Origin of the sequence: Janthinobacterium sp. PSPC3-1 (genome assembly GCF_049896105.1) — a bacterium.
Taxonomy (GTDB): domain Bacteria; phylum Pseudomonadota; class Gammaproteobacteria; order Burkholderiales; family Burkholderiaceae_D; genus Janthinobacterium.
Genome location: NZ_JAFCTQ010000003.1, coordinates 1 through 13674 on the forward strand (window position 1 = coordinate 1; position 13674 = coordinate 13674).

Annotated in this window: 12 protein-coding genes; 8 read left to right on the forward strand and 4 right to left on the reverse strand. The window is 62.5% G+C overall.

Annotation, left to right across the window (positions count from 1 at the left end; all coding sequences use genetic code 11):
• From ACP7B7_RS04490 to ACP7B7_RS04500, 3 genes are all read right to left on the reverse strand, one after another.
• Nucleotides 1-898 (reverse strand): IS1595 family transposase (locus ACP7B7_RS04490; RefSeq protein WP_426075883.1); only part of this gene is annotated, 898 nt, incomplete at its 3' end.
• Between the two features lie 27 nt (nucleotides 899-925).
• Nucleotides 926-1954, reverse strand: coding sequence for a FecR domain-containing protein (locus tag ACP7B7_RS04495; RefSeq protein WP_426075884.1), 1029 nt, complete (start codon nucleotides 1952-1954; stop codon nucleotides 926-928).
• Complete coding sequence (locus ACP7B7_RS04500; protein WP_426075885.1) at nucleotides 1955-2461, reverse strand: sigma-70 family RNA polymerase sigma factor; 507 nt, start codon at nucleotides 2459-2461, stop codon at nucleotides 1955-1957.
• 123 nt (nucleotides 2462-2584) lie between these two features.
• Between ACP7B7_RS04500 and ACP7B7_RS04505 the strand changes: the two genes are divergently transcribed.
• Nucleotides 2585-2968 (forward strand): glutaredoxin domain-containing protein, encoded by a 384-nt coding sequence (locus tag ACP7B7_RS04505; protein ID WP_426075886.1) that lies wholly within the window; start codon nucleotides 2585-2587, stop codon nucleotides 2966-2968.
• Between the two features lie 92 nt (nucleotides 2969-3060).
• Nucleotides 3061-3801 (forward strand): hypothetical protein, encoded by a 741-nt coding sequence (locus ACP7B7_RS04510; RefSeq protein ID WP_308925449.1) that lies wholly within the window; start codon nucleotides 3061-3063, stop codon nucleotides 3799-3801.
• On the opposite strand, the gene ACP7B7_RS04515 is transcribed toward ACP7B7_RS04510, so the two are convergent.
• Nucleotides 3798-4031, reverse strand: a complete 234-nt coding sequence (locus ACP7B7_RS04515) for a DUF3820 family protein (protein ID WP_308925450.1) — start codon at nucleotides 4029-4031, stop codon at nucleotides 3798-3800. The genes ACP7B7_RS04510 and ACP7B7_RS04515 overlap by 4 nt on opposite strands.
• Nucleotides 4032-4163: 132 nt before the next feature.
• Here ACP7B7_RS04515 and ACP7B7_RS04520 point away from each other — a divergent pair, with 132 nt between their 5' ends.
• From ACP7B7_RS04520 to sppA, 6 genes are all read left to right on the forward strand, one after another.
• Nucleotides 4164-5372 (forward strand): MFS transporter, encoded by a 1209-nt coding sequence (locus tag ACP7B7_RS04520; RefSeq protein ID WP_308925724.1) that lies wholly within the window; start codon nucleotides 4164-4166, stop codon nucleotides 5370-5372.
• Between the two features lie 153 nt (nucleotides 5373-5525).
• Complete coding sequence (locus ACP7B7_RS04525) at nucleotides 5526-7526, forward strand: PhoX family protein (protein WP_308925451.1); 2001 nt, start codon at nucleotides 5526-5528, stop codon at nucleotides 7524-7526.
• Nucleotides 7527-7728: 202 nt separating this feature from the next.
• Nucleotides 7729-9471: a S8 family serine peptidase gene (locus ACP7B7_RS04530; protein ID WP_308925452.1), complete on the forward strand. Its 1743-nt coding sequence runs from the start codon at nucleotides 7729-7731 to the stop codon at nucleotides 9469-9471.
• A gap of 3 nt (nucleotides 9472-9474) precedes the next feature.
• Nucleotides 9475-9756, forward strand: coding sequence for a hypothetical protein (locus ACP7B7_RS04535; protein WP_308925453.1), 282 nt, complete (start codon nucleotides 9475-9477; stop codon nucleotides 9754-9756).
• Nucleotides 9757-9897: 141 nt separating this feature from the next.
• Nucleotides 9898-11376, forward strand: a complete 1479-nt coding sequence (locus ACP7B7_RS04540) for a sodium:solute symporter (protein ID WP_426075887.1) — start codon at nucleotides 9898-9900, stop codon at nucleotides 11374-11376.
• Between the two features lie 55 nt (nucleotides 11377-11431).
• Entirely contained in the window at nucleotides 11432-13306 is a 1875-nt protein-coding gene (gene sppA, locus ACP7B7_RS04545; protein ID WP_426075888.1) for a signal peptide peptidase SppA, read from the forward strand.
• Nucleotides 13307-13674: the final 368 nt, after the last annotated feature.

The window sequence follows — 13674 nt, forward strand, 5'->3', positions numbered from 1 at the left end:
TGGCGTCCAGTATCCAGCGCCAGCCCAGGTAGTTGGGCAGATAGCGCGTCGCGACGCCATGAAAGGCGCGCAGCCAGCCACGCAAGCGGCTGTGATACGCATTGACGTTCTGCACGTGCACCGCACCGCGCACGCGGATGCCGGCCCGCAAGTTGACGGCTTCATGCTGGATGCCGAGCTCCCTGGCAAACACGGGATAGGCCGGATGGCCATCGCTCACCAACAAAATATCGCGGTCGATCACCGCTGGCAGGCAGGTGTGCAGCCTGGCCTTGGTCAGCTGGCCCAAGCCAGTGACGAAATCGACGGTTTGCCCGGTGCGGTCACGCGCCACCAGGACACATACCTGTTGATTGGAAATGCCAGGTTTGCCTGCGCAGCCACCACGTCTGCGTGCCGGACGCGTCAGGTGCCGTGAACCTTTTTGCGACTCCAGCACATACATCTCGTCGGCCTCGGTGATGCCATGCAGGCAGCGTGGCCGGTCGGTCTTGGCCAGCGCAAGAAAACGATGGCGCCAGCGAAAGCTGGTATTGCGATGGATATTTACTTGCGCGGCGGCCTTGCGCACCGAAAACGAATTGAGCAGGCAATCCGCATAGGCAAGCCACTGCGTCTTGTGGTGCAGATACGCCAGCGGCGTGCCGGTCAAGGCATTGAAAGTTTTGCCACAAGGAACACAGCGATAGCGTTGCAGGCCGTGGGCCTGGCCGTGGCGGTGGAAATGGGTCGATTGGCAGGCGGGGCAATGCAACTGCGCCTGTGCTGTCTGCTCAATCAGGGCAACAGCCGGATCCTGCGGCGCGCCGCTGCGCAACAAGCTGCTGCTGGCAATACGCTGGCGATGCGATAGTTGTGAAAATTGTTTGGCAAAAATCTGCCACTGGGCTGTGTCCACGATCGGCTCCTGGAAGGAAATACCTGATCAGTTAGACCTCGGCAACTGCTTGGCGTTCCCACTGCTTTTGATGACATAGCTTTTTTTTTCGACGGGCTGCACCGTCACCCAGTAACGGGTCCGGTAACGCACCTGCACCGGCAGCGCCTGCACCAGGGCGGCCAGCACTTTGTCGGTGTCGCCCAGCGGGTAGATGCCCGATACCAGCTGGTTGGCCACGGCCGGATCGCAATCGATCACACCGTGCCGATGGCGCGCCAGCTCGGCCAGGAAATCCTGCAGGCGCATCTGCTCGGCTTCCAGTTCGCCAGCCAGCCAGGCTGGATCAAGGGGTGGCAGCGGCTGGGGCGGCTCGGCCTGCCGTGCGCTCAGGCGCAGCTGGCTGCCGGCCGCCAGCCGCCGCAGCGACGCCGGCTGCAGGCGTGGCCGTACTTCCACCACGCCCTCGTAGACTTGCACCTGCGTATGTTCGCCATGCTGGTAGACCAGGAAACGCGTGCCCAGCGCGCGCGCCGTGCCGTGCGCCGTGTGGACCACGAAAGGGCGGTAGGGCCGGCCATGATCCTTGCCGGTGGTAATCATGATCTCGCCGCGGTGCAGGTCGATGCGGCGCTGGCCGGCATCGAAGCGCACGTCCAGCGCGGTGGCCGTGTTCATGGCGATGCGGCTGCCGTCGGCCAGCACGATGTCGCGCCGTTCGCCGGTGGCGGTGCTGTATTGCGCCGTCATCGCCTGCCAGCTTTCGGTCTCGCGCACGGCCTGCAACGCCGCGCCGCCGCCGCACAGCAGCGCCAGGCCGCGCAGCACGGCGCGCCGGCTGTTGCGCCGGGACGCGGCGCGCAGCACCGGGCCGGCGGTTCCGGCCGGCACGCTGCGCAGGCGCTGCTGCATCTGCTGCACCGCCTGCCAGGCTTGCTCATGCGCGGCCGACGCCTGGCGCCAGCGGCTCAACGCCTGCTGTTCTTCGTGGGTCGCTTCGCCGGACCACATCGTCACCAGCCAGGAAAGCGCCTGCTGATGCAGTTCGGACGGCACGCTGTCGGTGGCGCCGTTCAATCAGGCGGCCATCACGGCAAAGCAGGCCTGCGCCGCCTGCAGCATGTATTTGCGCACCGAGGCGACCGACACGTCCAGCTGCTGCGCGATGGCGCTGTAGGTCAGGCCGTCGAACTGCGACAGCAGGAACGCCTCGCGCACCCGCACCGGCAGGCGGTCCAGGGCGGCGTCGAGCCGGCACAGGGTTTCGAGCGTGATGGCGCGCTCTTCCAGCGACGGCAACTGGGCCGGCGGAAGGTGCCGCAGCGCTTCCATGTAAGCATGTTCGAGGCGGCGGCGCCGGTACAGGTCCACCACCAGGTGCTTGGCGATGCGCACCAGGTAGGCGCGAGACTGTTCGGTCTGCTCGGGCACGCGGCCCGTGACCAGCACGCGCACATAGGTATCCTGGGCCACGTCGGCGGCGTCGAAGGCGTTGCCCAGCTTGCCGCGCAACCACCCCACCAGCCAGCCGTGGTTCTGGCTGACCATGTCGGTGAGAAGATCGGAGGCCGTGCCTGCTGTCATGGAAAATAGCTGATTGAGAATTATTCTCATTATTGTAGCAAACTCCACCGTGCCGCGCTACTGCCGGGCAGCACAGGCTACAATGCGCGATCCGCACGCAACGTGCCTCCCCACAGGACTTCCATGACCCGCGCCATTCTCGACGAAACCCAGATTCATCCCGCCGTCCGTGCCTCGATCGGCGGCAAGCATGGCGATATCGTGCGCGAAGTGCAGGCGGCGATTGCCGCGCATCAGGTGGTGGTGGTCGGCATGGCGCTCAATCCGTTTCCGCGCAAGGCGCGCAAGATTCTCGACGTGCTCGGCACGCCCTACCAGTATCTGCAATACGGCAGCTACCTGAACCAGTGGCACCGCCGCAACGCGCTCAAGATGTGGAGCGGCTGGCCGACTTTTCCGATGGTGTTCGTGAATGGCGTGCTGGTCGGCGGCGCCAGCGAGTTGCAGGCGCTGGTCGCATCCGGCGAATTGTCGGCCATGCTGGCAAAAAAAGTGCGCCAGTTTTAAGCCGCCGCGCGGCGAGTGATAATGCGAGAGATTTGCCCGCCGCCCTATTGCTTATAGTGAAGCTTTTCATGCCGTAAGGCGAAAGGCGAGCGATGGCGAATGACGAGGGCGTGCAAGGCAGGACGGGCAAGGGACTGATGGCGGCGTGCGCGCTGCTGTGCGTGGCGGCTGTGGCGCTGGCGGCCAGCTGGCAGGCCGGCGCGCTGGCCTTCCAGGCCAATTTTACGGCGCTGGTGCCGGGCATCTTCGGCTCGATGTTGCTGGTGGCCCTGTTTGTCGAGCGCATGATCGAAGTGTTCGTCTCGCTGTGGGCGCCGCCCGAAGTGGCGGCGCACCAGCAGGCCATCACCTGGTGGCAGGCCCAGCGCGGCCGCCTGAAGCGCCGCGTCAGCGATTTATTGGCCGAACTCAATGGCACGCCTGGCCCGCTGGACGACCGCAAGACCGCCATCGGCACGGCGCTGGACGATGCGCGCCAGCAAATCGAGCAGGCCGACCTGAACGTCGACGCCGAGGAAAAAGCCCTGCTGCCCTACACCGTGGCGACCATCAAGGCCACCACCTGGGTCGGCCTGGCGCTGGGCATGATCACCTCGGCCGTGGGCTTCCGTTTCCTGTCGCAGATCATGGTGCTGACGCCGATTTCGGCGCCCGGCCTGCCGCTGTCGGTGCAGGATCAATACAGCGCCTTTATCGCCGTCGACGTGGTGCTGACAGGCGCCGTGCTGGCCGGCGGCAGCAAACTGGTGCATCAGATCTTCGGCGTCTACGAGGCCTATACGACGGCGCTGTCCAAGGCGGCGCAGGCGAAAAGCGTGGCGTCTTCCAGCTAGTCCTGTTGGCGTTTCCAGCTTGGCGGCCTGAGCGGATCGAGCAGGCCGCGCAGGTCGTTGTGATCGAGCTCGTACATCAGCGCAATCAAACTGCCCAGTTCGCCCGAGGGGAAACCCTCGCGCGCGAACCAGCCCAGGTAATGGCCGGGCAGGTCGGCCAGCAGCCGTCCCTGATACTTCCCATATGGCATTTCGCGCGTCAGCAGCAGCGCCAGTTTGTCTGAATTCATGCGGCCATTCTAGCAGATAGCCGCATTGTTGAGATTGGCGCAAGTATCTTCTGCTCAATGAGGTATTTTTCGAAACAAAGAAAACTCCGATACTGCGTGCTATCAACTTTATCGGAGTGTTCCATGTTCAATATCCCCATTGCCCTGCTGGCGCTGACCATCAGCGCCTTTGCCATCGGCACCACCGAGTTTGTCATTGTCGGGCTGCTGCCCACCATCGCGCAGGACCTGGGCGTGAACCTGCCGTCGGCTGGTTTGCTGGTCAGCCTGTACGCGCTGGGCGTGGCCATCGGCGCGCCGGTGCTCACCGCCCTGACCGGCAAGGTGCCGCGCAAGACCTTGCTCTTGACCCTGATGGTGTTGTTCACCCTCGGCAACTTGCTGGCCTGGAAGGCGCCCGGCTATGAAACCCTGGTGATCGCCCGCATCCTGACGGGCCTGGCGCACGGCGTGTTCTTCTCGATCGGCTCGACCATCGCCACCTCGCTGGTGCCGAAGGAAAAAGCCGCCAGTGCGATCGCCATCATGTTTACGGGACTGACCGTGGCGCTGGTGACCGGCGTGCCGCTGGGTACCTTTATCGGCCAGCATTTCGGCTGGCGCGAAACCTTCCTGGCCGTTTCCGCGCTGGGCCTGGTCGCCTTTGTCGGCAGCCTGCTGTATGTGCCGTCGACCATCGCGCACAGCAAACCGGCATCCCTGCTGCAACAAGTGCAGGTGCTGGGCCAGCCGCGCCTGCTGCTGGTGTACGCCATGACGGCGGTCGGCTACGGCGGCTCGTTTATCGCCTTCACTTACCTGGCGCCCATCCTGCAGCAAGTGTCCGGCCTGGGCGCGAACGCCGTCGGCCTGGTGATGCTGGTGTACGGCGTGTCGGTCGCGTTCGGCAATATCTGGGGCGGCAAGCTGGCCGACCAGCGCGGCCCGGTCGCCGCATTGAAATTGATCTTTTTGCTGCTCGCCGCGGTATTGCTGCTGCTGACCTTTACCGCGCCGCATCCGGTGCTGGTGGTCATCACCGTGCTGCTGTGGGGCGCCGTCGCCTTCGGTAACGTGGCTGGCCTGCAAGTGTACGTGGTGCGGCAAGCGGAACACTTCACGCCGCGCGCCGTCGATGTCGCCTCGGGCCTGAATATCGCCGCCTTCAACCTGGGCATCGCCGGCGGCGCATGGGGTGGCGGCCTGATCGTCGAACACCTGGGCCTGGTCCATACCGGCTGGATTGGCGCGCTGGTGGTGCTGGGGGCGTTCGGCCTGACGGCGCTGAGCGGACGGCTCGATCGCAAGAATCCGATACCGGTACGTGTCGGCGAAAAGTCGATTCATGCGGCCGGCCATTGAGGCCATAGCGTACGGCTGCCGTTTTTTCCGTGTCCAGCTTGATGATCACGCCGTTGTCAGGTCATCAAGCTGAAATATTTGTCCTCTATGATCCGACCTCGTCTTCACGCTGGTCTGTCCCACGATATTTATTTATAACGGAAGAAACAAAAAATGTCGAATTACGCTCCTGAGTCCACCCGCCGCCGCCTGTTGCAACTGTTCGCCGGTGCCCCCATGCTGCCGCTTGCCGGCCTGACCGGTGTCAGCGCCTTGCTGTCCGGCTGCGGCGGCAGCTCGGATAACGACCTGCCTCCGGTGACCACGCCGGTCACGCCCACCGCGACGTTTACCACGGCCGAATTCACCGGCATGGCCGCACCAGCCGCCAGTTCGCCTGCCGCACTGGCCACCACCACCGTCGGCTCCAAGCTCAAGGTCAATTTCAGCGATGGCAGCAGCAACAGCTATAACCTGGCGTACCAGCCATTCTTCCTGACCGGTGACCGCGTGCCGGATGGCAAGGGCGGCACCGTGATCGCGGGCGGCTATGTCGACATCAAGAACCAGCCCATCATCGACAGTTCGGTGGCAGGCAGGGAGCGCCAGTTCTTCTCGGACTCGCCGGACGGCAGCTCGATGCTGACGGTGGCCAACCCTACCGTGACCGGCATCAAGGGCAAGCCGGTGTTTGCCGTGGTGCAGTTTGAATACAACTCGCTGAACCAGGCCGGCGCGTCCACCTACGGCACCTTGCCGTCGCCGATCGCCGTGCTGACCCTGGACCAGGACCAGACCACCGGCAAGCTGTCGATGGTGAAATACCACAATGTCGATACCTCGTCCGTCAAGGGCCTGTGGATCACCTGCGGCGCCAGCCTGTCACCATGGAACACCCACCTGTCGAGCGAAGAGTACGAGCCCGATGCCTTCGACCAGGGCCTGGGTGGCCAGACCCTGGCCGTGCTCAAGGAGTTCAGCAAGAACGTCTTCGGCAACACCGCCACCGCCAATCCGTACGACTACGGCCACCTGCCAGAGGTTTCCGTGAATCCGGACGGCACCGGCAGCATCAAGAAGCACTACTGCCTGGGCCGCTACTCGCGCGAACTGGTGCAGGTCATGCCCGACCAGCGCACCATCCTGGGCGGCGATGATTACACCAATGGCGGCCTGTTCATGTTCGTGGCCGACAAGGCCGCCGACCTGGCGGCAGGCGGCACCCTGTACGTCGCCAAATACACGACGCAGCTGACCGAGACCACCACCGGCAAGCTGCAATGGGTCAAGCTGGGCCGTGGCACGCACGCCGAGATCAAGGCGCTGGTCGACGGCGGCATCAAGGCCACCGACATCATGGATTCGACCCTGACCGATCCGAACGACACCAGCTACACGAAGATCGTGCTGAACAAGAAAACCGCCTGGGTCCGCGTCAAGGCCGGCCAGGAAAAAGCCGCCGCCTTCCTGGAAACCCACCGCTACGCAGCCCTCAAGGGCGGCAGCATGGCTTTCACCAAGAACGAAGGCACGACGGTCAACGCCAAGGACAAGATCGCCTATTCGGCCTACGCCAATATCCAGGACTCGATGGTCGAGGGCGGTTCGGGCTACGTGGCCGGCCACAACGTCAAGTTCAAGAAACTGGTGGCGGGCGGCGTCGTGTCGCACAAGCTGGCCGGTGGCCAGAAGGATGACACCGGCGCGGCCATCGACAGCGAATGGGTACCGAGCGAGTCGACCGTGCTGCTGGCAGGCGAAGACATCGCCGGCGACGCCCTGGGCAACACCGCCAATCCGGACAAGATCGCCAGCCCCGACAACCTGAAGTTCTCGGAAAAACTGCGCACCCTGTTTATCGGCGAAGACAGCGGCAACCACCTGAACAACTTCCTGTGGGGCTACAACGTCGACACCAAGAAACTGGAACGCCTGCTGTCGTGCCCGGCCGGCGCGGAATCGACCGGCCTGCACGCGGTCGACGAAATCAATGGCTGGACCTACGTGATGAGCAACTTCCAGCACCCGGGCGACGAGTGGAACCGCTTCCCGACCTTGCCATCGGCGCTGAAGGACCAGATCAACATCATGATCAACACCAACTACAACAACAAGTTCAGTGGCGCGGTCGGCTACCTGACGGCGGAGTTGTCGCAGGTGAAACTGTCGAAATAAGCTGCCGCATCTGATGCCGGCGTGAACCGGCAGGCAAGTAAAAAAGCGCCCGTCTTCGCAAGGAGACGGGCGCTTTGCTGTATGCACGCCGCTGGCTTTTTTGTCGCGGCGGCTCAGGTTGGCGATCTTTGTTTGGATTTTTGAAACTTTATCGGGTCCTGGCGGTCAAATTACTGTTGATGTTTTGGTTTGACTGACAGCAATGGCATATAAAAACAATGCTGCCTTTGGCGGCAACTGCAAGATGTCGGCAAGCATGGCCGCCCTGGTGGCGTCCGGTGAACCGAGCTCTGCCTTGAGAGCGCGGTTGGGGCCAGCGGCAGGCAAAAAAAGTGGCGTTTCTGTATTGAGTTATCACGTCTTTGTCCGCTGCAGCACGACCGAAGCAACATCGATTGCCAGCATACCGTTGGCAAAAGGCAGGGGCGAGGTAATGACGGCAATTGTGCCGTCCGCGAGCCTGTCGGACTTTATCGCTGATGAGCGGGTAACGCGGGTATCGGCACCCAAGCGTCTGTGGCCACTGATGGACATTGCATCGCCATTGATCGGTGTGCCGCAATTTGCAGACAAGTACAAGGTGTCAGGAAAAGGCGTCATTATTGGCATCGTCGATACCGGCATGGATATCAGCCATGAAGCCTTTGCGGGGCGGGTGTTGAAGATATGGGATCAGGAAATCGCGGGGCCGGGACCAGGAACAGGCTTCAGCAAGCTTGGAACGATACTGACCGGTGAGGCCATGGCGGCCAGCAAAGACGTGCATGGACATGGCACGCATGTCGCCGGCATCGCAGGCGGTGCCGGATCAATCTACGGCGGCATCGCGCCAGAGACGTGCTACCTGATCGTCAAGACCAACTTCCAGACCAGCGCCGTCGTGGAAGGGGTGCGCTGGATATTCAGCGAGGCAGAAAAACTCGGCCGTGCCTGCGTGGTCAACCTGAGTCTGGGTGGACACTTTGGCAGCCATGATGGCGAGGACGACACCAGTATCGGCATCAGCGACGAATGCAGGGAGGGGCGCCTGGTGGTTGCGTCTGCCGGCAATGAGGGCCGCGCGCCGATACATGCCCGTAAAGAGGTCGGGGCAGGGCCGCCGACACGGTTTGAGCTGGCAGTGAAACCCGGCACGTCTCCTGCGGGGGCGCCGCCATTGATACTGAATGGCTGGTATGGCGGCGCGGCCAGGTGTGAAACAAGGTTGCACAGTCCCACTGGCAAAAAAACGTCATGGCAAGGATTGATCGGCAAGGACCCAGCCGCAAAATCTTACTATCTTGGAAATGACAAGGTCGTCATTTCCACGCCGGACGCACTGGCGCCCAATGGTGACAGGCAGTTTTTGATGGAAATCTTTGGCGATGCTGATGCGATCCAGGAAGGAACATGGGTGCTGGAAGTACGGCTGAAATCGGGCAAGGCGAGCGCTGTTGATGTATGGCTGGTGCTCGATCCGGAGGGGCCTGGTGCGGCGGAATTCATGGCGCCGGTCCGTGATACCTTGATCGGCGCGCCGGGAGCGGCGCATGAAGCGGTGACCGTTGCTTCCTACACCAGTCGCAATCAATGGAATGACCTGTCCGGAGCATCCGTGTCGGTCGGATTGGCGCTGCATTCGGTGTCTGAATTCAGCAGCCCCGGACCGCTGCGCGGTGGCAGGTTGAAACCTGACGTCACCGCGCCAGGAGCGATGATTGCTTCCTGCTCCTCATCTGACTCATCGGTAGACCCCAACGATCTTGTTGCAGGAAACTATAGAATGATGGCGGGCACCAGCATGGCGGCACCGGTGGTGACCGGGTTGCTGGCCTTGTTTTTGGAAAGCCATCCAAAAGCAACACCGAGCGTGGCAAAAGAGTGGCTTAAAAAAAATTCGTGCGTGCCGCATGCCGACTCCGGGACGCATGATATAAAGTGGGGCTATGGCCTAGTCAAGGTGTAAATCATGAACATTGCAAAGTTTGATGCCGCTCTGAACTCGCGGTTGGTTCAGCAGCGCGATCAGGAGGTCAATGTTTCCGTGCGCTTACGTTCCCAACTGACGCCTGAGGAAGTGACGCGGCTGCAAGCGATGGGGCTGGATGATGCGGATACAAGACGGCGAGTGCTGTTTGGCACCTTGTCGCCCAAGTCCTTGGCCTTGTTGGCAACGCTGGACAAGGTCGCACAATTGTCCCTGGTGCAGCAGATGACACCTCATTTAGTTCACGGAAAGATCGGCATCTAGCGTCCCGAGCTTATCTCGGAGGCATGGCTGGCAGGACGGTGCGTGTGATATTGCCGCGCCAGGTACAGGCTTGGCCGCAATTTCTTCCGGCGCGCGGCTTTCCTGTATATTTGCGCCCCTGTCCGTTTTGCTTGCGCCCTCATGTCCCCCGCCACCCTGTTTTCCGTCGTCCTCGCCTATTTCCTGATCCTGCTGGCCGTCGCATGGCGCACCTCGCGCCATGCCACCAATGACAGTTTTTTTATCGGTAACAAAGACAGCAACTGGATGCTGGTCGCGTTCGGCATGGTGGGCACGACGCTCACGGGCGTGACCTTTATCAGCGTGCCGGGTGCGGTGGGGCGCGACGGCTTTGGCTATGTGCAGCTGATGATCGGCTATGTACTGGGCTACCTGGCCATCACGTTTATTCTGCTGCCGCTGTATTACCGGCTGCAACTGACGTCGATTTACCGCTACCTGGAGCTGCGGCTGGGGCGGCGCTCCTACCAGAGCGGGGCGGCGTTTTTTATCCTGTCGCGGCTGCTGGGGGCGACGGCGCGGCTGTATCTGGTGGTTAATATCCTGCAGGCGACCATCCTCGACAGCCTGGGCGTGCCGTTCTGCGCCACCGCCTCGGTGGTGCTGCTGCTGATTTTGCTGTACACCTATGAAGGCGGGGTCAAGACCATCGTCTGGACCGATACCTTGCAGACGGCCTGCATGCTGGCCGGCCTGGTGATCTGCAGCGTGTTTTTGCTGCGCGAGATGGATCTTTCCGTAATCGACAGCCTCGAGCGCATGCGCGCGCAGGGGCTGGCGCGCATGTTCACGCTGGACCCGGACAGCCCGGCCTATGTGTGGAAGCATATCGTGGCCGGCATGTTCATCACGATCGCGATGACGGGCATGGACCAGGAGATGATGCAGAAGAATATCTCGGTGCGCACCTTGCGTGATTCTCAGAAAAACATGCTCAGTCTTACCGTGGTGCTGACCGGCGTGCTGCTGCTGTTTTTGTTCCTCGGCGGCCTGCTGCATTTGTATGCGCCTTTGGCGGGCGTGACGGCGACCGGAGATAAATTGTTTCCGGCGGTGGTGCTGGGGCATTTCCCGGCGGTTGTGCAACTGATCTTTTTCATCGCGCTGATTTCGGCCCTGTTTCCCAGCGTCGACGGCGCGCTGACGGCGCTGACCTCGACTTTCTGCATCGATATCCTGGGGCTGCAGCGCAGGAAAGAGTTAACTCCTGCCATGCAGATGCGCTGGCGCCGCCGCGTGCACCTGGGGTTTGCCGCGCTGTTCCTGCTCCTGATCATGGCCTTCAAATGGATGGACAGCCCCAGCATGATAGGCGTGATCCTGAAACTGGCCAGCTATACCTATGGGCCGCTGCTGGGACTGTTCGCGTTCGGCCTGCTCAGCCGGCGCGGCGTGCGCGACCGCTGGGTGCCGCTGGTGGCGGTGGCCGGGCCGCTGTTGTGCGCGCTGGTCGAGCAGGAGCAGGCGCTGCTGTTCGCGCATTACCGCATCGGCCTGGAACTGCTGATATTGAACGGTGGACTGGTGCTGGCCGGGCTGTTTTTGATCTCCACGCCGGCGCAAAAGGGTGGGGTGCAGTTGCCAAAACAAGACTATTGATGTGGTTTTAAGTTATATTGATTTTTTCAGCTCACCCTCTACGGAGCATCAATCAATGTCACTCAATCCGTTTCCTCCGCTGCGCCGCGGTTTCGGCGCCTTCTGGCGTGCGCTCGACGCCACGCGCCGCGCCGTGTTCAACCTGATTTTCCTGCTGATCGTGATTGCCATCCTGATCGGCATCTTTGGCGGCGGCGCCAAGCCGCTGCAGGAAAAGACCACCCTGGTGCTGGACCTGCAAGGTCCACTGGTGGAAGAGGCGCCGGGCGGCGTGCGCGAAGCGGTGCTGGCCAATGTCAGCGGCGACGTCAAGAAAACCGTGCAGCTGCGCGATGTGCTGGCCGTGCTCGATACGGCCGCCAAGGACAAGAATGTCGGCGCCATGGTGCTGCTGCTCGACGACCTGGAAGGCGGCGGCCTGGCCTCCTTGCGCGAAGTGGCGGCCGGCATCGAGCGCTTCCGCGCCAGCGGCAAGAAGGTCACGGCCTGGGGTTCGAGCTACAACCAGCGCCAGTACCTGCTGGCCTCGAAAGCCGACGAGGTGTTCGTGCACCCGATGGGCGGCGTGCTGCTGGAAGGCTTTGGCCGCTACCGCAATTACTACCGCGATGCGCTCGACAAGGTCGGCGTCACGGTCAACCTGCTGAAAGTCGGCACCTACAAAAGCTTTGCCGAACCGTTTATCGCCAACGGCCCGTCGGAAGCGGCGGCCGAAGCGGACCGTTACCTGAACAACGGCCTGTGGACCACCTACACCACCGACGTGGAAAAAGCCCGCAAGCTGCCGGCCGGCGCCATCATGGCCGCGATCGACAACCTGCCGCAGCTGCTGGAAGCGACCGGTGGCGATATCGCCAAGGCCTCCCTGAATGCCAAGCTGGTCGACGGCCTGAAAACGCGCGATGAAATCCGCCAGCTGATGATGACGCGTGGCGCCAAGGACGCGGACGGCAACAACTTCCGCCAGGTCGGCTACAGCGACTACCTGGCCCGCTTGCATCCGGCGCTGGTCGGCGACGCCGTCGGCGTGGTGATCGCTTCCGGTGAAATCGGCGACGGCGTGGCGCCGGCCGGTTCGATCGGCGGCCTGTCCACCTCGCGTTTGATCCGCCAGGCGCGCGAAGACAAGGCCATCAAGGCGGTGGTGCTGCGCATCGATTCGCCCGGCGGCAGCGCCTTCGGTTCGGAACTGATACGCCGTGAACTGGAACTGACGCGCGCCGCCGGCAAGCCGGTGGTGGTATCGATGGGCAACGTGGCCGCTTCGGGCGGCTACTGGATCAGCACCTCGTCCGATGAAGTGATCGCCGACGCGGCCACCATCACCGGTTCGATCGGCGTGTTCGCGATTCTGCCGACGGCGGAAAAAGTCATCGACAAGCTGGGCATCCATACGGCCGGCGCGCCGACCACCTGGCTGGCCGATGCCGGCAATCCGCTGCGCCCGCTCGACCCGCGTTTCGCGCAAGTGATCCAGGGCTCGATCAACCATGTGTACGGCGACTTCATCAGCATCGCCGCCAAGGCGCGCAAGACCACGCCCGAGAAAATCAACGAAGTGGCGCAGGGCCGCGTGTGGACCGGCCTGCAGGCGAAAGACCGCAACCTGGTCGACCGCATCGGCAGCTACCGCGATGCGCTGGCCTCGGCCGCCAAGCGTGCCAACCTGGGCGCCGACTACCGCGTGACGTATGTCGAGCGCGAAACGTCGACCGTCGACCGCGTGATCGGCATGTTCGGCGCCAAGGCGATGGCCTCGCTGGGCTTGGGCGAACACGTGAAACTGGGCCTGGCAGCCACCGGCCTGCCGCCACAAGCCGCCCTGGGCATCGCCAGCGACCTCAGCTGGTTGTCGAGCATCACCAGCGAACGCAAGCCGTTCATGGCGCTGACGCACTGCCTGTGCACCGATCCGATGGGCGGCAAATAAATATCAAGAATGGCGGGCCTGAGACGCGGGCCCGAGAGCCTGGGATTGCGTCTTGAGCACTGGCATAGTTTGCCGATGTGCTCATGAAGCGGAAAAGCCCGTGATGACGCTACGAAGTTAGGGCGACAGATTTGGATGTTGACATTCGCTTTACCCCCCCCAAGCCGGCCTCGTCCGGCTTGTTTTTATTGAACGCCTGTAAAGGCAAGTAAAGGCCGCCGGAGATTTGTAGCGAGTTTGTATCTGGCTTCCCGCCACCGGCGCCCCTGCGCGCTCCCCTGCAAGCCTGATGCCGCCGTGCGCGGCGTCGCGGCGCACCCTCTATTTCCATGTGCAATTGTTTCAGACAGAAATGAAACAGTTACATG